Source organism: Azonexus sp., from assembly GCF_047638095.1.
Classification (GTDB): domain Bacteria; phylum Pseudomonadota; class Gammaproteobacteria; order Burkholderiales; family Rhodocyclaceae; genus Azonexus.
Genome location: NZ_JBLJBW010000002.1, coordinates 87,736 through 110,025 on the forward strand (window position 1 = coordinate 87,736; position 22,290 = coordinate 110,025).

25 protein-coding genes are annotated in these 22,290 nt (G+C 58.9%); 1 reads left to right on the forward strand and 24 read right to left on the reverse strand.

Annotated elements, in window-relative coordinates; genetic code table 11:
* Positions 1–19 precede the first annotated feature (19 nt).
* The 17 genes from ACM62Q_RS01030 to ACM62Q_RS01110 all read right to left on the reverse strand — a co-directional run bounded on the left by ACM62Q_RS01030 (position 20) and on the right by ACM62Q_RS01110 (position 18,030).
* Positions 20–1,471 carry an oligosaccharide flippase family protein gene (locus ACM62Q_RS01030; protein ID WP_415033113.1) on the reverse strand — a complete coding sequence of 484 codons (1,452 nt, stop codon included), beginning with the start codon at positions 1,469–1,471 and terminating at the stop codon, positions 20–22.
* Complete coding sequence (locus tag ACM62Q_RS01035) at positions 1,449–2,750, reverse strand: glycosyltransferase (protein WP_415033114.1); 1,302 nt, start codon at positions 2,748–2,750, stop codon at positions 1,449–1,451. The genes ACM62Q_RS01030 and ACM62Q_RS01035 overlap by 23 nt, the downstream gene beginning before the upstream one ends.
* Before the next feature lie 5 nt (positions 2,751–2,755).
* Positions 2,756–3,880, reverse strand: a complete 1,125-nt coding sequence (locus tag ACM62Q_RS01040; protein WP_415033115.1) for a class I SAM-dependent methyltransferase — start codon at positions 3,878–3,880, stop codon at positions 2,756–2,758.
* The gene (locus ACM62Q_RS01045; RefSeq protein ID WP_415033116.1) at positions 3,877–4,755 is read right to left on the reverse strand and encodes an NAD-dependent epimerase/dehydratase family protein; all 879 of its coding nucleotides are present in this window, start codon (positions 4,753–4,755) and stop codon (positions 3,877–3,879) included. The genes ACM62Q_RS01040 and ACM62Q_RS01045 overlap by 4 nt, the downstream gene beginning before the upstream one ends.
* Positions 4,752–5,840 carry an ATP-grasp domain-containing protein gene (locus ACM62Q_RS01050; RefSeq protein ID WP_415033117.1) on the reverse strand — a complete coding sequence of 363 codons (1,089 nt, stop codon included), beginning with the start codon at positions 5,838–5,840 and terminating at the stop codon, positions 4,752–4,754. The genes ACM62Q_RS01045 and ACM62Q_RS01050 overlap by 4 nt, the downstream gene beginning before the upstream one ends.
* Positions 5,806–6,510, reverse strand: a complete 705-nt coding sequence (locus tag ACM62Q_RS01055) for a metallophosphoesterase family protein (protein WP_415033118.1) — start codon at positions 6,508–6,510, stop codon at positions 5,806–5,808. Before ACM62Q_RS01055 ends, ACM62Q_RS01050 begins: the two co-directional genes overlap by 35 nt.
* Before the next feature lie 10 nt (positions 6,511–6,520).
* Positions 6,521–7,630 carry a DegT/DnrJ/EryC1/StrS family aminotransferase gene (locus tag ACM62Q_RS01060; protein WP_415033119.1) on the reverse strand — a complete coding sequence of 370 codons (1,110 nt, stop codon included), beginning with the start codon at positions 7,628–7,630 and terminating at the stop codon, positions 6,521–6,523.
* 2 nt (positions 7,631–7,632) lie between these two features.
* Positions 7,633–8,622 carry an NAD-dependent epimerase/dehydratase family protein gene (locus tag ACM62Q_RS01065; protein ID WP_415033120.1) on the reverse strand — a complete coding sequence of 330 codons (990 nt, stop codon included), beginning with the start codon at positions 8,620–8,622 and terminating at the stop codon, positions 7,633–7,635.
* Positions 8,623–8,713: 91 nt separating this feature from the next.
* On the reverse strand, positions 8,714–9,796 hold the full coding sequence (wecB, locus tag ACM62Q_RS01070; protein ID WP_415033121.1) for a non-hydrolyzing UDP-N-acetylglucosamine 2-epimerase: 1,083 nt from the start codon (positions 9,794–9,796) through the stop codon (positions 8,714–8,716).
* Positions 9,793–10,881, reverse strand: a complete 1,089-nt coding sequence (locus ACM62Q_RS01075) for a DegT/DnrJ/EryC1/StrS family aminotransferase (protein ID WP_415033122.1) — start codon at positions 10,879–10,881, stop codon at positions 9,793–9,795. Before ACM62Q_RS01075 ends, wecB begins: the two co-directional genes overlap by 4 nt.
* Before the next feature lie 173 nt (positions 10,882–11,054).
* Complete coding sequence (locus tag ACM62Q_RS01080; protein ID WP_415033123.1) at positions 11,055–12,434, reverse strand: Fic family protein; 1,380 nt, start codon at positions 12,432–12,434, stop codon at positions 11,055–11,057.
* A gap of 6 nt (positions 12,435–12,440) precedes the next feature.
* Entirely contained in the window at positions 12,441–13,892 is a 1,452-nt protein-coding gene (locus tag ACM62Q_RS01085; RefSeq protein ID WP_415033124.1) for an ATP-binding protein, read from the reverse strand.
* A gap of 11 nt (positions 13,893–13,903) precedes the next feature.
* Positions 13,904–14,479 (reverse strand): UDP-2-acetamido-3-amino-2,3-dideoxy-D-glucuronate N-acetyltransferase, encoded by a 576-nt coding sequence (wbpD, locus tag ACM62Q_RS01090; protein ID WP_415033125.1) that lies wholly within the window; start codon positions 14,477–14,479, stop codon positions 13,904–13,906.
* A 3-nt stretch (positions 14,480–14,482) separates the two neighbouring features.
* Entirely contained in the window at positions 14,483–15,541 is a 1,059-nt protein-coding gene (locus ACM62Q_RS01095) for a Gfo/Idh/MocA family protein (RefSeq protein ID WP_415033126.1), read from the reverse strand.
* 11 nt (positions 15,542–15,552) lie between these two features.
* Positions 15,553–16,848, reverse strand: coding sequence for a nucleotide sugar dehydrogenase (locus ACM62Q_RS01100; protein ID WP_415033127.1), 1,296 nt, complete (start codon positions 16,846–16,848; stop codon positions 15,553–15,555).
* Between the two features lie 72 nt (positions 16,849–16,920).
* Positions 16,921–17,289 (reverse strand): MarR family EPS-associated transcriptional regulator, encoded by a 369-nt coding sequence (locus ACM62Q_RS01105; protein WP_415033128.1) that lies wholly within the window; start codon positions 17,287–17,289, stop codon positions 16,921–16,923.
* Between the two features lie 174 nt (positions 17,290–17,463).
* Complete coding sequence (locus ACM62Q_RS01110) at positions 17,464–18,030, reverse strand: Uma2 family endonuclease (protein ID WP_415033129.1); 567 nt, start codon at positions 18,028–18,030, stop codon at positions 17,464–17,466.
* 126 nt (positions 18,031–18,156) lie between these two features.
* Here ACM62Q_RS01110 and ACM62Q_RS01115 point away from each other — a divergent pair, with 126 nt between their 5' ends.
* Positions 18,157–18,390 (forward strand): PIN domain-containing protein, encoded by a 234-nt coding sequence (locus ACM62Q_RS01115; protein ID WP_415033130.1) that lies wholly within the window; start codon positions 18,157–18,159, stop codon positions 18,388–18,390.
* A 397-nt stretch (positions 18,391–18,787) separates the two neighbouring features.
* On the opposite strand, the gene ACM62Q_RS01120 is transcribed toward ACM62Q_RS01115, so the two are convergent.
* From ACM62Q_RS01120 to ACM62Q_RS01150, 7 genes are all read right to left on the reverse strand, one after another.
* Positions 18,788–19,114 (reverse strand): addiction module antidote protein, encoded by a 327-nt coding sequence (locus ACM62Q_RS01120; RefSeq protein ID WP_415033131.1) that lies wholly within the window; start codon positions 19,112–19,114, stop codon positions 18,788–18,790.
* Positions 19,107–19,430, reverse strand: a complete 324-nt coding sequence (locus tag ACM62Q_RS01125) for a type II toxin-antitoxin system RelE/ParE family toxin (protein ID WP_415033132.1) — start codon at positions 19,428–19,430, stop codon at positions 19,107–19,109. Before ACM62Q_RS01125 ends, ACM62Q_RS01120 begins: the two co-directional genes overlap by 8 nt.
* A gap of 290 nt (positions 19,431–19,720) precedes the next feature.
* Positions 19,721–20,023 (reverse strand): BrnA antitoxin family protein, encoded by a 303-nt coding sequence (locus ACM62Q_RS01130; protein WP_415033133.1) that lies wholly within the window; start codon positions 20,021–20,023, stop codon positions 19,721–19,723.
* A gap of 244 nt (positions 20,024–20,267) precedes the next feature.
* The gene (locus ACM62Q_RS01135; RefSeq protein ID WP_415033134.1) at positions 20,268–20,582 is read right to left on the reverse strand and encodes a type II toxin-antitoxin system RelE/ParE family toxin; all 315 of its coding nucleotides are present in this window, start codon (positions 20,580–20,582) and stop codon (positions 20,268–20,270) included.
* Complete coding sequence (locus tag ACM62Q_RS01140; RefSeq protein ID WP_415033135.1) at positions 20,579–20,830, reverse strand: type II toxin-antitoxin system ParD family antitoxin; 252 nt, start codon at positions 20,828–20,830, stop codon at positions 20,579–20,581. Before ACM62Q_RS01140 ends, ACM62Q_RS01135 begins: the two co-directional genes overlap by 4 nt.
* Positions 20,831–21,011: 181 nt before the next feature.
* Entirely contained in the window at positions 21,012–21,725 is a 714-nt protein-coding gene (locus ACM62Q_RS01145; RefSeq protein WP_415033136.1) for a transposase, read from the reverse strand.
* Between the two features lie 33 nt (positions 21,726–21,758).
* Positions 21,759–22,290: ISAs1 family transposase (locus tag ACM62Q_RS01150; RefSeq protein WP_415033137.1), on the reverse strand; the 532-nt coding region annotated here is incomplete at its 5' end.

Sequence of the window (22,290 nt, forward strand, 5' to 3'; positions counted from 1 at the left end):
GTGCTTTGAGCGCACGTGCCTATGAACGTCTGAACCGGTTACACAGTATCCGGTAACCGGTTTGTAATTCAGTCACCGAAACCAAGCGTAATCCTACCAGCATCAGCGCCAATACCAAGAGAACGGCTGCCTTAGCCACAAGCGCCAGCAACGCCGGCTGGATCAATGCTTCGATCACCCGACCTGCTACTACACAAGCGAAAAAAGCCAGCAAACCCAGCGCCAACTGCCGCCATGCGTAGGGCACGGGGTACAGCCGCTGACTGACCCAAAACCAGCCCCACAGGAACACCGTTGAAGAAAGCAGGGTCGCCCAAGCCGCTCCAGGCATGCCGAAGGTCGGCACCAACAGCCAGTTGGCCAACACACTGACGGCTGCCGCCAGAAGTGTTACGCCCAGCTGGTAGAGGGTTTTCTTGCGAATGCCGATGCCGGGCGCAAACACATACATCTGTGACAGCAGCATTGCCGGTGCCAGGATAAAGACCAGGGGCGCTGCGCTGGCGTAGTCCGCAGTAGCAAATACCTGCACCAGTTCACCCGCCAGTAGTCCCAAGCCCAAACAGCCAAGCAGTGCAAGAGCTCCAAACCAACTGAATAACCGAGCAATCTGACCCGGTGTTTCCGGCTCGTTGGCATGTTGATATACCAGCGGTGTCAGCGCTGCCTGAACGCCTAGAATCAACAAGGTGATCAACCCTGCAATTCGGGTCGCCAAGCCGTAGATCCCGACCTCTTCGACGCTCGTGTATTGAATTAAGGCAAAACGGTTGATGTACAGGCTGGTGAAAATTGCGATACCGGAGGGAACCAGGGGCAGGGAAAACACCAACATCTTCTGCAGCGCTTCAGCATCGAAGGCCGGCCGGAAGCTGCTCCTCAGCCGCCATAACGCCACAAGCAAACAGAGCAGAGTCGCGGCAATCTGCGCCAGCAGCACCCCTTCGAGCCCTAATTCCAGCACCAGACAAAACAGCAACGCAAAGCCCAGCGTGAGCAGCGCATAACCTAGACTGATCACCGCGAACTCGCGGCTGCGCAACTCCCAGCGGAACTGGTTCAAAACTAGGTAATACAACCCGTTGAGGGCGATAAATGCCATGCCCAGCCGGAAGGCGTTCACATAGACGGCGTCACCCGTTAGCAACATCGTAAACGGCTCGGCAAACAACAGCGCGAAACCACAAACGAACAGGTACATGCCCGCGGTAAACCACAAGGCTGTACTTGCAAAACGAACGCGTGCAGCGCCTTCGTGGTTATCGGACCAATAGCGCGCCAGCCCCTGGGACACCTCCAGCGCCACCACCAGATTGGCCAAGGCAACCAGGGTCACCAGCAGGTCGTAAACCCCATAGTCCGCCGGCGACATAACCCGGGTGTAGATGGGCAGCAGGAAGATCGCCAGGCCGCGAGAAAGGATCGAGGCCAGGCCGTAGATCAGGCTGTCATGCAGGGCGAGTCGTAGCATTAGCCCCCCCCCGTGCCTGCTCGGCCAGCGCCAGCAGGCACCCTTCCAATTTGGGTTTGTCGCTCAGGCACAAGCTATCACGCCTGTCCCCCTGCACAAACTGATCGACTAATTGGGCCAAGCCCTGCGACGGCAGACCGAAGCCATGAAAATATTCGATCTGCTGCGGGTCAAACCACCACTCGGCCGGGATCTGGTCACGGAACAACAGCATATAGCGACGCGCAACTTCCTGCGAGGACCAACGGCTCGACACGAACTGCTGCGCTCGCTTGCCCAGCTCTTGCCGGTACTCGACATCCAAGACCAAGCGGCGGATAGCGTCCTGCAGTTGTTCTGGGTGAACGAAAAGCGTCGGCGGAATATCTTCGGCCGGGAGAAACCGCTCGATCTGCTCGGCAAGGTATCCACCCACCACCGCCGGCTTGCCCTGGTGGGCCGCCTCGGTGGGAAAGGCGGACATGGGCGTATCCGAATAGAGCTGATCGACCACGAAATCGCACTGGCCGATTTCGCTCAGTACGCGTTCGTTGGAGGCGTTCTCGAGTCGGACATACTCGATGCGGTGCCCCTCGGCGGAGAGGTTATGGATTGCTTCCTCGATGAACTTCGAGCCCTTGGCGGCCAACTGGGACGGTGCATGCAGGATGCGCACTGCGCCCGTATTGCCAAGCGTCGGCGCGGTCTGCACTGAACCAACGAAGTGCCGGGGTATACCCAGGGAAAAGCATTTCACGAAGGCACGTTCGTGAAACTGACCGGAAAAGGGCGAGCCGATACAAAGGCTCGCATACTTTTCACAGGCAAGAATCTGGCGCTTTTTCGCCAGCGTGAGCTTGCGCAGTTGTTCGATCGACGGCGCTGGGTTGCCCAGGCATACCGCGCCGTCCATGAACGGCGGGCGCTCATCGCTGCCGACGTAGAAAACGATGACACTCTTACCAAGCAGGCGCAACAGCTTGAATTCCAGAAGCGAGTTGGTCACCCCGACGCCAAACAGGTACAGAAAGCTATCGAAGCGGCGTATCGCCCAGGCCAATACCAGCAGCGACCAGCAGGACCTGGCCACCCGCGCCAGCGCACGCCCCACCAGCCCCATGCCCGCAGTCTGGTGCAACCGGTGCCAGATCCGAATCAACGCAGGCGATCGTTCACTCGCATAAGCGAACCGATGCGGGTGTCTGAGGACCAGTTGGGCATCTTCCCCCGCCAGGCAAAGCGACTTGCACAAATCCGCCGCGAGACCGGAAATCTCGGTCGTGCCAATAAGAATCCGCATGCTGGTTAACGAATCTCAATGTCTTCGAGCAAGCGAATCCGTGTCGCCGGCAGTTGCGGTTCGAGCACGGCCTTTAGCTTGCGGCCAAAGGTTCTGGACATGATCCAGAGCTCATCCACCGGCTCTGCCAGCAACGCATCACGACTTTCCACCGCCACCGGGAACGGCGGATAGTAGCGGCCCTGTAGAGACGGCGAATCGTCAAAGAAGCGCAAGCCGTCGATATCCTGCGGCATGACCGCCAGCGCGCGCGCAGGGCAGAAAATGCCGACACTGCCTGCCAGGGCCGCATCCCGGATGAGCTGACGCGTGGACGACACGAAATCGGCGCAATGCTGCGCGTAGGCACGCCCGGCCTGAATCTCCGCGGCATCCACCTCGACCCGCGCCGAAGGGTCTTGCCAGGCGACGGCGTAAAGCAGTCGCCCATAGCCTGCACGCTCTACCCGGCACGCGAAGCCGGCCTGCGCCAGGCAGCGAGCCAGACTTGCCTCAGTGAAATAAAAATAATGCTCGTGGATCAACATGCCGGGGTCGCCGGTCAGCACTTCTTCGGTGCAGTCTGGAACGGCCAGCACGAGTTTCCCGCCCGCGGTCATGTGGGCCGCCATCTGCTGCAGGCAGGCAACGGGGTCGGCGATATGTTCGAGCACTGCGTAGGAGACGATCAGGTTGTAGGGGCCGACAGCCCTGGGGGTCGGGAAAAAGTCATTGATGACTTCAACTCCGTATTTTTTCCAGTGCGCCTCGTAGCCGGAACCCGGCTCCACGCTGTCGACCTGCCAGCCAGCCGCCTTCAGGCAATGGCTGACATATCCAACGCCCGCCCCCACCTCCAGCGCCCGCCCCTCGGGCCGGCCTTGGGATGCGATGAAACCGAGGAAGTCTTCGGCATAGCCCTTGCCCAGCTCGAACTCGGAAACCGGCGTGCCCATCTCCATGCCCAGCCGATAGCTACGTTGCAGCAGCCCATCAAGCTCGGGGGTCTGCTGCTGGCACACTAGCGAGAGCTGCGGGTCGTACCACAGGCCAAGCGGGTAAGTACTGGGAAGCTCATCAGGGTTGCGCGGCTGATCGAACACGCCGATGCAGAACGGCACATCCTCCAGAATCACGGGACTGTCTGTCATAGCCTGAATTGCTCCCCTTTCAGTTCGGCCAGCATGCTCGCCAAGGTCTCCTGTGCAACCCAACCCAGCAGGCGCTGTGCCTTGGTTGTGTCGTAATCCGCGCGTTCGCGCTCGTTTGGGTCCGGCGTATCGGCGTACTCGATGCGGCCCGCACCCATGACGTCGATCACCGTTTCCGCCAGCTCGCGCATGGAGACCGGATGCGGCGCTGCCACATTGAAGACGCCTCGCACGTCGCTCCCCAGTGCCAGGCGGACGAAGGCCGCGATGTCGGCCACGGAAATAAAGTTCTGCTGGCGCGCTCCGCTACCCCATAAACGAATGGGAGCTTCGCCAAGCGCGGCTTCCACGAAGCGACTGACGATGGCGGTCTTGCGCATTCCACGTCCGATTGGAGCAGATATCCGCATGACTACCACATTGCCGTAGTCCAGGAACAGGCGTTCACCATCGTATTTGGCGCGCAAGTAGGGCGTGCAGGGATCCAGCGCCTCGTCCAGGTCCTCGACCTTGGGCAGGTCGCTGCCCTTGCGATACAGGCCGCAACTCGACGCATACAGGACTGGGCATTGGAAGCGCTTGGCCAGAGCCACCACATTGGCATCCATCGCCCGCGTCAGGGCCGCTACCTCCTCGGTATCCGGAAACTCCGCAGCCATGGGCACGGCGGCAGCCAGATGCACGATCGCCGACACCGGTACTTCAATACCCACCAGCGCATCAGGTTGCGTCAGATCGCACGGAAACCCGCGATCAACACACGCCCCCTGGCGCACGATTGGCAACAGATCCATCGAACTGCCTTGCAGAACCGAACAAACGGCCTGCCCGACTAGGCCCGCGGCTCCAGTGACTACCACCACGCCCTTGTTCATGAAATGCGCAGTTCCTTGAGTTCACGCAGCACCAGGCCTTCCTCGTAAGGGAAATCCACCTCGACGGCCTCGTTCATCAGGTGCCGACGCAGCAGCACGTCCGGCTCGTTGTAGCCCACCATCGCACGAATGGAGGTGGTTCCCGAGAATCGCGGGTTGATCTCGAACACCCTGACCACCCCATCCACCAGCCGGCACTGGACGTTCACCGCGCCGCGCGCGCCGAGGGCAAGAGCGATATCGCGGCACTGACGTGTCACTGACTCGAAACGCCCGACATGGCCCTGGCTCACGCCGGAACTGATCACCAGACGCGGCCCCAAGCGTTGTTCACCGGTGCGGTTCAGGACACTGGAACGGATATTCAGCTGGCCGGACATCACGCGCCGTACAGCGATCGAGTTGATGTAGTCGCCGGCGAGGTCATGCAGGACCCCGACCGTATATTCCTCTTCTGGCGTGCCGACGTATTCCTGGACGATGAAAGAACCTGCAATGTTCTCCAGGCCCAGGTAGTCGCAGAGCGCCATCAGCTCCTGCCGATTCTGGGCAATGAAGCAGTTCGCCGAGCCACCGGCGCCAATCGAGGGCTTGACCACCACCGGGAACCAGTCGACTTGGGCCAGCGTTTCCCGATCAGAAACCTTCAGATAACGCGGCGGCGCGTAACCCAGCTCGGTCAGGCGCTGGTTGGCCTGTTCCTTGTCGAGACACAGCTCGATGAACGCCTGCTCCGCAGCCATCAAGAGGATGCCGCGGGCATCGAACTCCTGCCTGGCGGCAGCCATCACTTTCAATTCCGGCTCACACCCGGGAAAGACCGCTCGAATCTGGAACTGCTCGCACAGGGCGAACAGCGCATCCAGGTAGCCCTGGTCACGCGCCAGCGGCAACTGAGCGGCATGATCGACTTCCTTGAACTGCGGGCAGCTCTCGGAGGCGTCGGCGCCAACCAGCAGGTAACGCTGCGTTGGCGCCTGACGCAGGGCTTTGAGGATCTGCCCGCCGTAACCACCGCCACCGATGGCGGTGATCAGCACCGCTGATTTTTCAATTGGATTCAATGATTTCACCCAAGACTTCATCTTGTCTGCGCTGGAACAAATTCGTTACCGAGGGGTGCACGTGCCGTCCTGCCAGGTAAGCGTCCGCGTCGAAGAACGACAATTCCAGACGAATCAGTCGCACATGGCCGTTTTCCGGATCGAAGAGCACAGCGCTGGCATAGCGCCCATCATCGCGAGGCAAACCGCAGCTACCCACGTTGACGAACCGGCGCGCACCTTGCTGACGGACGAAAGCTCTGTGCGTGTGCCCCACGAACACCAAGTCATGGGGGACGTCAAACACATCCAACTCGGTATCCGGATACACGTAGCCGTTCTGGTGATCGTGTGGACTCCCATGCACGAAGAGCGCACGGCCGCAGGGGTATTCAATTTCCCGACATCCCGGCCAGCTGGCTATGAAGGCCGCTTGTTCGGGGGTCAGCAGCGCCCGGGTTGCTTGGATCTGGTAAACCGATTCGAGGCGCTCGGGGTATTGGCCATCCAGCAGCATTTGCTCGTGGTTGCCGAGGATACACTGCACCCTCGGCCCCATATCCATAAGCGTTGCAAGGACGTCCACCGACGGAATGTAGCCCACCGCGTCACCTAGGAAAATAAAGCGCTCGGCACCCAGCTTCGACAAGGCACCGAGCATGCGCCGAAATAACGGGGCGTTTCCGTGCGCGTCCGACAGAATTCCGATCATGGTGTCGGCTTCAAGCAGCGAAATACTGGGTTAACGCCTGGGCGACCGTTTCCAGCATTGCCTCGCTGTACTGCTCACAGAACGGCAGCGCGATACCTTCCCGGTACAGGTTGCCACCACAGGGAGCAGCCTGCTCGCTGCCGCCATAGATCCCAAGGGCGCTCAAGCTCTGAGCGCCGAGATTGGCTTCCACCCCCGCGTCCCGCAGAGCCTGGATGATCTCGCTGCGCGGTTGTCCGGAAGTATTGACCACCATAAAGGTCTGCCAGCTATGGCCAGCAGCATGGTCGGGCAGGCGCAGCAAACCCCTCGCCTGCAGCGGCGCCAAGAGTTCCAGATAAACGCTCGCCAACCGTCTGCGCTGAGCGATCCAGTTATCCAACAAGGCCAATTGAGCCCGTCCAAGCGCGGCCTGGAAGTTGGTCAGACGATAGTTGGTAGCCGGTTCAAAGAAGCGCATGCCTTCTTCGGTGCGCTCCATGCCATGGTTTCTCAGCCTGCGCATACGTGCGGCCAACTCGACATTGTCGGTAGAAATAGCGCCACCTTCGCCAGTGGTCAGTGTTTTACGGGGGTGAAACGAGAAGCAACCGGCATCTCCCCAGGTGCCTGCCTTGCGATCCGCCAGGCTGGCACCCAACGCACAGGCGGCATCCTCCACCACAGCCAGGCCATGCGCTTTGGCGATCCGGTTGATTTCTGCCATGTCAGCCACATAGCCAAACTCGTGCACAGGTATCACGGCGCGCAGACGCTCCGGGCCTGTCCAGCCACTAACAACCCTCTCGAACTGCGCGGTATCCAGCGTGTAAGTATCAGGCATGACGTCGACAATGACCGCGCGCGCGCCCGTCAATGCCACCACATTGGCCGTGGCGGGGAAAGTGAAATCGGGGACAATGACCGCATCTCCCGGCCCGATGTCCAGCGCCAGCAAAGCCACGTGCAACGCAGCCGTGCCGGACGAGACCAGGACCACCTCGCTACACCCCAGATAGGCCGCCAGCTCCCGTTCAAACGTCTCGCATTCCTGACCATGCACGAGTTGCCCGGAACGGAGGACGTTAGCAACGGCAGCGATGGCTTCCTCGCTGATGTTAGGCTGGGACAATTTCAACATGATCAATTTTTGAAGAGACTGGAGAGTTGTGGCAAGGAGGCTTCATTTTCAGCAACCCAAGCCGCCGTGCGGCGCAATCCTTCGTCCAGATCGACTCTGGCCTCGAAGCCGATCAATTCCTTGGCCTTGCCCACCTGGGGAATGCGCAGTTCAATGTCCGCTGACAGGGCATTACGGAAAACGATCTTCGAGGAGCTGCCGACGATGCGGCAGACCGCCTGAGCCAGGCCATAGACGGTGGTCACCGCGCGCGAGTTGCCGATATTGAAGGACTCGCCGATCGCATTCGGATGTTCCAGGGCACAGAGCACGCCCTCGACCATGTCGTCCACATAGCACCAAGCACGAATCTGGCTGCCGTCGCCAAAAATCAGGATGTCTTCGTTCTTCAGCGCCTTGCGAACGAAGATCGACAAGGCACCCTCACCGGTCTGGCCGGGGCCGTAAACGTTGAAAGGACGAACGGTTACAGTCGGCAGAGCATATTGCTTGAAGTAAGCGTGCGCCAGATGTTCACCAGCTAATTTACTGACTGCATAGGTCCAGCGCGCCTCACCGACCGCACCGGTGACGGTCTGCTGGCCTTCATCCACCTTGAAAGCATGCGAACCGAACACTTCCGAGGTTGAAAAGTCGACGAATCGCTCCACGCCGCCCAACTCCTGGGCAGCCTCCATGGCGTTGGCAGCGCCGATCATGTTGACTCGCATAGTAGTGACAGGATTACGCACCGTCGATTCGATTCCAGCAATCGCCGCAGCGTGGACAACCAGCTGTGCGCCGGTCATAGCTTCCTTGAGCGCCGGGTAGTCGAGAACGTCGCCCTTTACCTGACGAACATTCGGGTGATTCGCGTAGGGGGTATCCTTCAAGGTGTTGCGGGTGTAGTTGTCATACACCACGATTTCGTTCTGATCGGCCAAGCGGGAGATAAGCATGCTGGCGATGAAGCCCGCACCGCCGGTGATGAAAATTTTCTTGCCTGTGATCATTTGTTGGAACTCCAATCGCTGTGTTGAATTTGGGAAGTCGCTGTGGCTGGTTGTACGGCTATCGGACGTACCGATAGTTTGGTGCTCATGCCTACAGCATTAAATTTTCAATAATCTTCTTGCTGGCAAAGCCATCACCATAGGGCGTTACCCCGGCATTTGGCGCAAACTGCAGCCTCTGTTGATACGCACTTAGAATGCGTAGGGAATCAGCGCCCACCAGCTGGTTGCGCCCGGACACCAGGGTTTCCACCCACTCGGTTTCATCGCGTAGGGTGATGCAGGGCACGCGGTAGAAGAACGCCTCCTTCTGCACGCCGCCTGAATCGGTGAGGATCACCCGGGCCGCCTGTTCCAGCGCCACCATATCAAGAAATGGCAGCGGTTCGACCACGGTCAGCGCCGTCAGATGCCGTTCCAGGCCGAATTGCTGCAGCAGTTTGCGGGTACGCGGGTGCAGCGGAAGTACCACGGGCATGTCGCGGGCGATCTGCGCCAGCGCGCTGACGATGCCTTCCAGACGCGCAGGGTCGTCGGTGTTCTCGGCCCGGTGACAGGTGGCTAGGGCAAAATTCTTTTCCCGCAGCGCCAGTGTCTGCAAGATGCGGCTGTTCGCCTTGGCGCGTTCGCGGTAGTAAAGCGCCACGTCGTACATGACGTCACCGACGTTGTGCACGCCTTGGCTGAGGCCTTCGCGGGCCAGGTTATCGACAGCCAAAGCAGTCGGGCACAGCAACAGGGTCGACACACGATCGGCGAGGATGCGGTTGATCTCCTCGGGCATGCGCATGTTGAAGGAACGCAGACCGGCCTCGACGTGCGCCACCGGGATATGCAGCTTGGCGGCTGCCAGGGCACCGGCCAGGGTCGAATTGGTGTCGCCATAGATCAGCACCCAGTCCGGTTTTTCATCCAGAAGGATGCCCTCGATGCCTGCGAGCATGCGTCCGGTCATGGCACCGTGTCCGCCCCCGGAAATTTCCAGGTTGTAGTGCGGGGCGGGAATTTCCAGCTCGTCGAAGAACACCTGGGACATGTTCGGATCGTAGTGCTGACCGGTATGCACCATGACTTCATTCAGACTGCCGGCATGCTTGAGGATTTCCCGCGACACCGCGGCAGCCTTGATGAATTGCGGGCGGGCACCCACGATGGTGACGATTTTGCAACTCATGGCTGCAGGCTTTCGCGCAAGGTGTGGACAACTTTCGCCTGTTCGGCGGCCTCGAGATAGGGATGCATGGGCAGGCTCAGTACCTTTTGCGCCACCGCATCGCCTACAGGCAAATGTGCGGTGGCGTCCGCTACGGCGGGCTGCTTGTTCAGCGGAATGGGGTAATGCACGGCGCTAGGGATGCCGGCCACTTTGAGCCGTTCCTGCACCCGGTCGCGCTCGGCAATCTGCACGGTGTATTGGGCCCAGGCGCTGCGGTTGTGCGCCTCGACAAAAGGTGCGGCGATGCCGGTTTCGTTCAGCAGGCGGGCGTAATTTTGGGCGGCCTGTTCACGCTGCTCCAGCTCGTGCGGGAAGATGTCCAACTTGGGCAGCAGGATAGCTGCTTGCAGGGTGTCCAGGCGGCTGTTGATGCCTACGCGGATGTGGTGGTAGCGCCGGTCTTGTCCATGGCGGGCGATCTGGCGCATGACGGTGGCCAGTTCGTCGTCGTTGGTGAAGATGGCTCCGCCGTCGCCGTAGCAGCCCAGGGGTTTGCTGGGGAAGAAGCTGGTGCAGGCAACCGTTGTCAGGTTGCAGCTTTTACGGCCTTTGTAGGTCGCGCCAAAGCTTTGCGCCGCATCCTCGATCACCGGAATGCCGTACTTCGTGGCAATGGCATTGATGGCATCGTAGTCGGCGCATTGGCCGTACAGGCTGACGGGGATGATGGCTTTGGTGCGGGGGGTAATGGCCGCTTCCAGCCGTGCCGGGTCGAGATTGCAGGTGCGCGGGTCGACATCCACATACACCGGCTTGGCGCCGAGCAAGGCGACGGTTTCCGCGGTGGCAATGTAGGTAAAGCCGGGGGTGATGACTTCATCGCCTGGGCCGATACCGAGTGCCATTTGGGCAATTTGCAGGGCGTCGGTGCCGTTGGCAACGCTGATGCAGTATTTGGCACCGGTATAGGCGGCCAGCTTTTCTTCCAGTTCAGCGACTTCGGGGCCAAGGATATATTGGCCATGTTCCAGCACCTTCCGGATATTGGCGTCAATGTCGCTTTTCAGGCGCTGGTATTGGGTTTTGAGGTCGATGAAGTTCATAGCGTGGAGGGTTTGGATGTGATGCAGCACCGCTGCAAGCGGTTGCGGGATTCTATCAGGTCGACGTGCATGGGCCGTTTTGCCTTCTGTGTGGCAAAGGCGCACAGCCATTTCAGGAGGTCGTCCTTCTGTTGACGTTTGTATTCGACGTGCCGGGATTCGGGCATGGTTCGCTAAGCCTTGGCAGGTTTGTGCGTGGCCGCCAGCCATTGCCTGCCAACTTCTGTCAGGCGGTATTTTTGCAAGCGGCTGCGTGGCGTTTTCGGCAAGGTCATTTCAATCACCCCGAAGGCCATAGCGGCTTGCTGGTAGTACTGACGAAAATGTTTCTCATCGCGCAGTCCTAAGCACTGCATCAGTTCCTGCCGTCCCATTTCGCCCTGCAACACGGTGAGCAGGCGCACCACTTCGGGGGTGACTTCGGGGGTGACTTCGGGGGTGACATCTTCAGGCGCGTAGCCAAAGGTGACCCACCACCCGCCCGGCTCCAGCGCCCATGTCGGCGTGGGGTAGCCGTCTTGGGCACAAGCATCTTTGATGCGCTCTATGCCCCGCCCCCAGGATTCGATCAGGCCGGCGCGGAAGAAGGCGTTGGCGATGTCGGGGTTGTGCGGGTGTGATGCGTGTTTGCCCAGTAGTTTTTCCAGCGTCCAGGCTTCGGGCAGTTGGCCAGGGTTCCAGATCATCAATTTATCTGGATAAACGCTAATCTGGATGGCGACGGGGGTGGCGTAGTCTTTGTGTACCACGGCGTTCAGGATGGCTTCGCGCAGGGCGGCCATGGGCAGGGGGAAGCGCTCTTGGCGGTACAGGCCGTCGTAGCTGATGCGTGCCTTGAGGTATTTGAGTTTGAGCACCTCGATGGCGGTTTCCACCTGGGTGAACAGGTTGCCGGTGATTTCGTCGTGGTGCAGCAGGTCGGCATCGTTTTTGCCAAAGGCGCCGATTTTGATGGCTGCGCCGGTCACGTAGCGATCTGGCTCGGGGTGAAACAACAGGGCGGCGGCACGTTTGAGGTAGCCGTCTTTGGTCAGGCGCAGGCGTTCGAGCAGTAGCGGGTTGCCTTCTTCGCGGATGGTTTCGGGCAGGCGCTGGTTGTGAATGGCCAACTCACGAAAGCGCTTCATGGTGCTATCTTGCAGGTCTGAAGCTTGCAGGTGGGGCACGGGTACGCCATCCCAGGTGATGCCTTGCTTTCTGAGCAGAAAGCGGTCAAGTGCCGCGCCTTTGAGTTCTTGCTTGGTGCTGCCGCTGCGGTAGTGATATTCGCCTTTGTAGCTGATGGGGTAAGGATAGGCGGGCACGTGGATGTGCAGAGTGGGCAGGGTGCCGTGCATGACCGGGTTCACATCCACCACCATGCCCAGCACGTCGCGCACCTTGTTGGGGATGCCTTCCAGCAGTTTGCCAGCTTGATCTACACCCACAGCCTGGCCTTGATCGTCGTAGCCGACCTTGAGCGTGCCGCCTTCGGCGTTGGCAAAGGCGCATAGCCATTTCAGAAGGTCGTCCTTCCACTGGCGTTTGTATTCGGTGTGCTGGGATTCTGACATGGCTCTTTAAGTCCCAGCGGGGTTATGCATGGTTGCCGCCAGCCATTGCTTGCCAGTTTCGGTCAGGCGGTATTTTTGCAGGCGACTCTTGGGTTTGTCGGGCAGGGTCAGTTCAATGTGTCCAGCGGTCAGCAGTGCTCGAATGATTTTGTTGAGCTGACCAGAGATTTCCTTTTGCCCCAAGGCTGCGGAGATTTCGCGCTTGCCCAAGGGGGTTTTGGCCAAGAGGCTCAGGACTCGGGCCTCTAGTGATAGAAAGGACTCTGGCTGTGACTCTGGCTGTGACTCTGGCTGTGACTCTGGCTGCGACTCTGGCTGCGACTCTGGCTGTTGCCAGGAAAAAGTCACCATCACCCCGCCGGCAAATTCCTGGACAGTGAAATTGATCTCCGGGTAGTCCTCCAAAGCTTTGCGGATGCGGATGAAGCCGCTGCCGTATTTTTCAATGGCGCGGGTCAGGTAAAAACCTTCGGCCACAAGCTTGTTGCGCAGGCTGGAGCGGTAGTTGTCGGCCTGAATGTCGGCCACGCTGATACCACCGTAAAAACCGCCTGGGCTGAAGAGGGTGATGCGATCGTCAAAAATCTTGATCTGGATGTCGCTCGGGTCGGTGTAGCTGCGGTGTACCACGGCGTTGAGCAGCGCTTCGCGCAGCGCGGGCAGGGGATAGGCAAAGCGCTCTTTGCACTGAATGCTGCCGTCAAATTCTAAGGCCACGCTGATGTGCGAGACGATGAAGGCCATGCTTTGTTCGACCACCTCGAACAAGGTGTCGGTCAATTGCCGATCATCAATGATCATGCTCGGCGTTTTGAAACGGCCGATGTGGACGTGGTGGCGCATGGGCTCGCTGGCAAACAGCAGCAGTGCGGCCCAAGTGGGCTGGCCTGCGGAGGTCACGTAGTTGAGTTTTTGCAATGCTGCCAGTGGCGTGCCGGTTTCCAGGGCAAATCGCCCGCCGGCATTCACCTGTTGAATAAAGCTTTCAATTTTGGCTGGCGACAACTCTGCCACGCTGCGCCCAGGGGCGGGGTGGGCGTCCCAGGATACTTGCAGCGTCTGCAAATACAGGTCAGATATTTCATTGAGCGCCAGTGCATGGTTGGCACTGGCAATGCGTTTGTAATAACGCCTACGGGTGCTGACGGGTTTGACCGGAAATTCTGCTACCTCGATGGCAACGATGGTTTTTTCTTCGATTTGGTGCGCCGTTAATTCCGGGATGAGCGATGGACTGGTGCTTGACTTGATCTGGCCCAGCCATTCGTTGAGGGTTTCTTTACCGAGTGAGACGCCTTGCAGCGCACCTTTGTCCGTGACACCCCCCCACACCGTACCGCCCTGGGTATTGGCAAAGGCCACCAGGGAGGTAATGCAGGCTTTGTCAAACGAGGTTTTGAATTCCTGTGTTTGTGATTCGCCCGCCGTGATGCGCTGCAATAGGTTGGAGGTTTTCACGGGGGATCAAGTCAGGTTTTAGTGACGCCTTGGGCGGACAGCACATAGCGTGCGCCGGTGTGCGTGCATGTGGTCTCGCCTTCGCCCTGCAGCGGCAGCGCCAACTGTTCGCCAAACTCGCTCATCCAGCCGATTTGTTTGGCGGGGACGCCGACCATCAGGGCGTAAGCGGGGACGTCTTTATTTACCACGGCACCGGCCCCGACGAAGGCGTATTCGCCTACCGTCACGCCGCAAACGATGGTGCAGTTGGCCCCCAGCGTGGCACCTTGCTTGACCAGGGTGTTGCGGTATTCGCTTTTGCGCTCGATCAGCGAGCGCGGGTTGTATACATTGGTAAACACCATGCTGGGGCCGCAGAACACGCCTTCTTCCAGCGTCACGTTGTCGTACACGCTGACGTTGTTCTGCACCTTGCAATGGTCGCCAATAATTACCTTGTTCCCGACAAAGACGTTTTGGCCCAGGGACACGCCCTTGCCGATTTTTGCGCCGCCGCAGATGTGGACAAAATGCCAGACGCGGCTTCCCTCTCCGATCTGCGCACCTTCATCCACGATGGCGCTGGGGTGAATCGTCACGCTCATGGCTTAGTACTCCAGCGGCAGCGAAACGGTTTTGCCGTCGCGGGCGGCGAGGTAGGCGGCGATCAAAAGCTCAAGGGATTTCAGCCCTTCGCGGCCGTCGGTTTCCGGTTCGGCGTCGCCGCGCAACACGTCGATCACGTTCTTGTAGTAAAGCGGGTGGCCAAAGCCATAGACCGAGGTGGTTTCGTAGTTGGCGCTCTGAATCTGCGCGTCGTAATCGCGCGCTTCATCGAACTGCCAGAGCTGAATGTCGTTCACCGCCACGCCGCCGATACGCACCGTGCCTTTTTCGCCGAGGATGGTGATACTGCCTTCGAGATTTTTCGGGTAAGTGAGCATGGTGACGCTCATCGAACCGAGCGCGCCGTTACGCCATTTGATGTTGAGTACGCCGGTATCTTCGACCTCGATGTCGCGCGTGGTGCTCATCATGGCCTGGATTTTTTCGACCGGGCCGATCAGCCAGTCGAGCAGATCGACGTAGTGGCTGGCTTGGTTCATGAACGCGCCGCCGTCGAATTCCCAGGTGCCGCGCCAGCCGTTGCCCTGGTCGTAATATGACTGTGGCCGGGTCCAGAACACATTGAGATGCACCATGTGAATCTTGCCGAAACGCTTTTCGCTGACGGCGCGTTTCAGGAGTTGCAGCGTGGTATTGCGCCGGTTCTGCTTGACCACGAACAGGCGCACGCCCGCCTCGTCGCAGGCTTTGACCATGCGCACGCCGTCGTGCCAGCGGGTGGCCATGGGTTTTTCGGTCATGACGTGGCGGCCTGAGCGGGCAATTTCAATCGTCTGTTCCGGGTGTAGGCCGCTCGGCGTGGTCAGCACGACGACATCGGCGGTCGTGGTCTGCAGCATCTTGCCCAGTTCGATGTGCCCCTTGGCGCCGGTGCGGGCCACCGCCTTTTCCAGCGCAGCCGGGTCGACGTCGCAAACATCGACCAGTTCGATCTGCTCGGCATGTTGTTCCATCGCTCCGAAGTGGTTGGCGGAAATGCGGCCGCAACCGACCAGGGCCAGGCGAATCTTGCGATTCTCTATTTTTTCGTAAACGCGCACGCTCGATCTCCTTACAGGCGGAACACGGTAAAGCCCGCTGCCGCGGCGGCGTGGCGGTCATAGAGTGATTTCAGGTCGGCCAGTACGGGCTTTTCACCCCGGCAAAGCTGGCGCAGTTCCTGAACGTTTTCCTTGCGAAATTCGTTATGCCCGACGGCGACGACCAGCGCATCCACCGGGTTTTGCGCGTCGATTTTGCCCAGGCGGATGCCGTATTCGTGCTCGACCTCCGCCGCACTCGCCCAGGGATCATCCACCACCACCGTGACGCCCCAGTTTTCGAGTTCGCGCACCAAGTCGGCAACTTTGCTGTTACGGATATCCGGGCAGTTTTCCTTGAAGGTGATGCCCTGCACGCCAACGGTGCTGCGCGCCACGTCGATGCCGTTTTTGAGCATCAGACGGATGACGTTACGCGCCGCGTAACGCGCCATGTTGTCGTTGATGCGCCGCCCGGCCAGGATCACCTGCGGGTGATAGCCCACCTGCTCGGCCTTGTGCGTCAGATAGTAGGGATCGACCCCGATGCAATGCCCGCCGACCATGCCCGGACGAAACGGCAGGAAATTCCACTTGCTGCCGGCCGCCTCCAGCACTTCCAGGGTGTCGATCCCGAGGCGCTGAAAAATCACCGACAACTCATTGATCAGGGCGATATTCAAGTCGCGCTGGGTGTTCTCGATTACTTTGGCCGCCTCGGCGACTTTCAGCGAAGTCGCCGGAAAGGTGCCGGCGGCGATGATGCTGCCGTAAAGCGCATCGACCGCCCGGGCTGCCTCGGGTGTCGAACCGCTGGTTATTTTGCGGATCTTGGTCAGGGTATTGACCTTGTCGCCCGGATTGATGCGCTCCGGGCTGTAGCCGCAGTAGAAATCTCGGTTGAATTTAAGGCCGGAGGCCTTTTCCAGCTCGGGCACGCAGATTTCTTCGGTGGCGCCGGGGTAGACGGTGGATTCATAAATCACCACGTCGCCCTTTTTCAGCGCTGCGCCTACGGTTTGGCTGGCTTTGATGAGGGGCGTCAAGTCCGGACGGTTGGCACCATCAACCGGCGTAGGCACGGTGACGATAAAAACCTGGCAGGCTTTCAAATCTTCCCGGTTGCAGCTATAGCGCAGGTGCTGTGCTGCCTGGAGCTGATCCGGGCTGCATTCCAGGGTGTGGTCGTTGCCGGATTGCAGTTCAGCAATGCGGCTCGTGTTGATGTCAAAGCCGAGCGTGGCGCGCTGTTTGCCAAATTCAACCGCCAGCGGCAGGCCGACGTAGCCCAGGCCGATGATGGCGATGGTGGAGTTTTGCAGGTTCATGGTGTTTTTTGTTTTGCTGGCGGTATGTGCTTGGTTGATGTGTGTTTTGACCGGTTTTCTGTAAATTTAGCGTTAGCTTGCCGCCGCTGCTGATGGCTTCTGGGTTTGGGCTATTTCGTGTTGGAGCTCAGTAATTTCTTGCTTCAGGCGCTCGTATTCGGCTTGCTTGCGCGCCAAGAATTGCGCGGTGATGCGGCTTTTAGCGGCGATGCCGGCGGGAGTGAGCTGGTAGAGGTAGGCGCGTTTGTTGTCGCTGTTTTTGAAGTTGACGGCTTTGATATAGCCCTTGGCCAGCAGGGCTTTGAGGCAGTAGTTGACCTTGCCCAGGCTCATACCCAGCTCCGCCGCCAGCTCGCGCTGCGAGGTATCAGCCCCTTGCGCCAGGCGGCGCAGCAGCTGGGCGTGTTGGGTTTCGTCGTGGAGGTAGGTTTGTTCAGACATTGAACGTGGATTTTAACCTGGGATGGGAGAGATGGGAATGTTGCGCTTGCACAACGAATGCAGATCGGTGCTGATTTTGGCTTGGAGACGGTCCGCAACGTTAGCGGCGGGTACGAATTTTTACTTACGGATGAAGGTCGAATTTCCGGCGGTGCCGACTCGGCGTGCGCTAAATTACAGACCTTCCGTGCCCCGATACAACTCCGCCACAGGCAGGGAAAACTCCAGGCTGGGCAGGGTCAGCATGCCGTCCGGTTGTGGGCGCTGGGTGGACCACTGCTTCTCCGTGCGCACATAGGCCACCACCTCCGGGCTGTCTTGTCCGATCAGAACGTACTCGCGCAAGGAGTTTAGCGTTTGGTAAGCAAACAGTTTTTCGTGCCGGTCAATGCGCTCGGTGCTGGGCGACATCACTTCCACCAGCACCGAGGGCTGCGTGCGAAAGTGGCTGGCCTGGTCTGCCGGGTTGCAGGCCACCATGATGTCCGGGTAGTAAAAGAAATCTTCTTCATTGACCGACAGGCGAACTTTGAGATCCGCCATGAACACCCGGCACGGATCACCCGCCAGGTGGCGATGCAGGGCGGCTGCCAGATTGAGGCAGACAATGTTGTGACGCGCGCTGGCACCGCTCATGGCATGCACTTCGCCGGCCAGATATTCATGCCGTACGGCGGCGATTTCCTCCCCATCAAGATAATCTGCGACGGAAACTGCTTCACGAATTTGCGCGAGGGTCATGGGTCATCTCCATTTGTCTGGGCATTCGATACGAATTGCAGCCGTAGATTGTCGCATGTCGCAGCGCGGCAGTGCGATGTAGGTTGATTGTGGGTGCGCTGAAGCGATGATGACGCTTGGTAGCGCTTGAATTTGCCTCTGGTTGTTCACCAGAAGTTGGTCTACGAATACAGCGACGTTCTCAGTCGTCCGGACATCCAGGCGGAGACGGGGTTGGCTTGGGCGGATATTGAACTGGTGCTTGCCCATCTGGTGGCAGGTGCTCACGAGGTTAAGGTGCGCTACCTCTGGTGCCCTAATCTCAAGGATGAAGCCGATAACTTCATTCTGGAAATTGCTGTTGCGGCGTGGCCTTACTGAGCTTCCCTCATTTTTTTCGTCTGCCGATGGCTGGGTTTCATGTGCCAGTTTTTCCTGATGCTGCCTGTTGGGCCAATTCACCAGAAACTGCGTTCGCGCCCTCAAACGTCCATGAGCACCAGATCGACATCCACCACAAAAAAACCGTTAGATCATTCGCAAAAACAAGAAACCGTGGTCTGTCCCCGGTTGGTCCGCAAAAACAAGAAACCGTGGTCTGTCCCCGGTTGGTTTACGGTTTATTCAAATAGCAGGTCTTTGGCATGATTTTTCGATGGTTAGTGGAACCCGCGGGCTTCTCTACACACCAACGCCTCCAACTTGCCAACATGCAAATAAATGCCTTCCCCCAGCGGCAACCAGCCGATGAACTCCGCCTCGATGGCGGCGAGCAATATCAGGCGTGAACGTGGTGTCGCCCTTGATGGCTCAAAGGCTGAATTGCCAAGCGCATACCCATCGCCTTCAAAATCGCAGAGAGGGTCTTGAGCTCGGGGTTGCCTTTCTCGGAGAGTGTCCGATATAGGGTGTGGGCATTAACGTCAGCCTGCCGCGCCACCTCCTGTACTCCGCCAAACGCCTTGCTCAGGGCCCGCAAGGCCAGCATCAGGTCCGTCTCGTCGCCGTCTTGCAGCACAGAGTTGAGGTAGTCGGCAGCCAGCTCCGGATCCTTGCGGAACATCTCTGCCGTTGCGTCCTCATGGGTTCGATGTGTCTTAGCCATTTCGCTTCTCCCAGTCCTTCAGCAAGTTCACAGCACGCTCGATGTCGCGGCTCTGCGATTTTTTGTCGCCACCGCTGGTCAGCAGGATCACCATGTTGCCGACATGTGCGTAATAAACGCGATACCCGGCACCGATGTCTATCTTGAGTTCACAGATACCCTCGCGCAGGGATTTGCAATCACCGAACAGGCCCACTTCCATACGGGCAACGCGCTTGATGATCGCCACCTTGGCCACCCGGTCACGCAGCGAGTCGAGCCAGTCCTGGTACAGGTCGTTCTCGGCTTCATCGAGGTAGTGGATGATCTCGTGCATGCCTTATTTTAGCTTTAAAGCGAAATATAGCAAGTCTCGGCGTTTGCCTCACTACGAGCCTTTGCTTATCCTTCGCCCCTTTTTTGCTTAAAAGGCGGGAGAAGGAAATGCCAAAAATGACAACAAGTATCTCGCCTAGGTCGCAGCCATGATTTGAAGAAACGGGCGTGATCGGCAACTGCAAGCGGAGAGGATGAGCTTCAAAACCGGCGGCTGGCGCCGCCATGGATTCGTGTGCTCGCTTGACACCGGCCGGCTAATGGGTGTCCCCTATTAAACCCTGGGCGTTATCACGCTGGTGAATGTGTCTTGAGCCAATCCTTGAGTGCCGCATCGACGCGCGTTTGCCAGCCATCGCCCGTCGCACGAAAAGACTGCACCACCTCAGGCGAGAGACGAATGGTGATGCGCTCCTTGATCACATTGGCCTTGGGGCGTCCGCGCAGCTTGGCTTCGCGGTTCATCGCCAGCAGGCCAGAATGAAGATCGGGCGGCAGTACCTCGGCGGCATGGCGAAATTCGCGCAGATCTTCCGCTACCAGTTCTCTGACCTCGCCATCGTCGTCAATGAGTGGTTTACGTGCGTTGATCATAAATACGTTGCTCCCGTGAATTGGCCTTGCGAAAACTGATAACCCGAATGCCGCCGGTCACTGATGAAAAGCACAGCACATGCAGCCGCGCATCGAGCCATCCGACCGCTACGGCCAGAAACTGCGTTCGCGCCCTCAAACATCCGTGAGCACCAGATCGACATCCACCACAAGAAAACCGTTAGCTCATTCGCAAAAACCAGAAACCGTGGTCTGTCCCCGGTTTACCGGTTTAGAAGGTTGGTTAGTCTGCGTTGAGGATGGCCAAAATATCCTGTCGCTCTCCGAGCAGGCGCACGACATCAAGAAAGTCCTCTCGCTCAAAGTAGAACCAGACCAGCGGAAAACCCGACACACGCCAGCTGCGCAGATCAGGGATGTCGAGCAGTTGGCCGATCCGGGGCGACCCCATGCCGGGATTTTGTTCGATCTGATTCAGCGCCTCTCGTACTGCAGCGACCATTTCTGCGGAAATGCGCGGGCTGGCAACGCGACGGTAGTGACGCGCTGAATCCTTACGATCCGACAGCGCCTGCGGGCGCAGGTGAGCGGGCTTCAATCGATCTCGCCGTGCGCGATGGCGAGCAACTCATCCTCGTCGGCCTGTGTCAGCGGACGGCCAGGGCCAGAAGCCAAGCCCTCTTCGATCAGTGCGCGCAAACGTGACTTGGCTTCCTCGGCCTGGTCTTTGCGGACCAATTCGCGGATGTATTCGCTGGTGTTGCCGTAGTGGCCGGAGGCAACACGCGCATCGATGTAGGAGCGCATGGCTTCAGGCAGGGCAAAACTGAGTGTGTTTCGGCTCATGGTTTGGCCATCGTATGCCAAGTTAGCAACTGTTGTCAAAATGCTGCTACCACACCCGCCTCGCTTATCCTCCGTCTCTTTTTGCCCATGCTCGTTTGGTTCCTGCTGCTGGTCGGGCTACTGGCCCTCTTTGCCTTAACTCCGAAACCAAATTTCAAATGGATTGCTCCAGAATACTTACTCAAAAAAGATCGCCCGATTCGGGTTCCAACAGCTTCCTCGGCCGACCGGACTTGCCCGGCGTCACCCGCCGGCCCAGCGCTGCGGCAATCTCCTCGGCAAAGCGGGAGCTGCCCAACGCGAAATTGCCATTGCTCGCCTGGCGGATCTGTTCAACCAGCCCCGGTTCCAGTTCTGAACGAAAGAGTTCCCGGTAGGTGGCCTGCCGACTTGCTTCAGTGGTGCCCAGCCCAAGATAAATCTCATGCGGCGTCACCAGGGCATCCTCTTCCCCTTGGGCATTGGCGCGATAACTCGACCAGCGATAATTCGCCGGATGTTCCACCATGCCGGCCCGCACCGGGTTCAATTCGATGTAGCGCTGGCAGGCCAGCAAGTAATCTTCCGCCTGGGTCAGGCAAGAACGATAGCGACCTTCCCACAAGGTACCGCTGCGGCGATAAGTACGATTGAAATACTGGACATAACGCTGCCCGAGCGCCTTCATCAACGCGCCGGGCGACTCGCCACCATCTGCGCTGACCAACAAATGTACATGGTTGGTCATCAAAACATAGGCATGAACCCGGCACCCTGTCTTGCCAGCAAACTCCTTCAGCCAATCCAGATAAAACCGGTAATCCCCATCAGCCACAAAGCAAACTTGTCGATTATTTCCACGCTGAATCAGGTGCAGCGGAATATGGGGTAATACCACACGGGGGCGGCGCGGCATGGTGGCTCCTGAACGTTCACAGGGCAATCGCATTTACCCCCGAGGAAAAAGGCCGAGCAAAGAGGCTCTGTATTCAGGGAGGCGCTCAGCAGTTTTGCGCCTGGATCGCAGGCTGCGTTTTGGGTATTGCTTATCCAGACGGAGCAAGGTGAGCGCGAATTTTCGCAAGGCTGCGAAGTTGTGCGGAGCGTGGTTTTTACGCACACGACAATCATCTTCGCGGAAGGTGACATCGAGCACCCAATGCAGGCTATTCTCGATCCCCCAATGGCTGCGCGCAGCGGTGGCGAAAGATTCGGCGCTGGCAATACCCTGGCTGCCGATGTAGAAAGCGCACTCGGTGGAGGTCTTGCCGTTGATCTCCCGCTGCCGCTCGATCATGCCGACACCCGCGAGTTTCGGCCAGTGTTTCCGTAGGGATTTATCCATCCAGGACAAATCGCTGATCCACTGGGCCCGGCGGGTCTCGATCCGGCCATGATCTTTCTCGATGTTCTGGTGCTCACTGACGGACAAGCACCCAAAGCCCCCCGCGGCCCCCCTTGGCTGCAATGTCGGCCAGCAA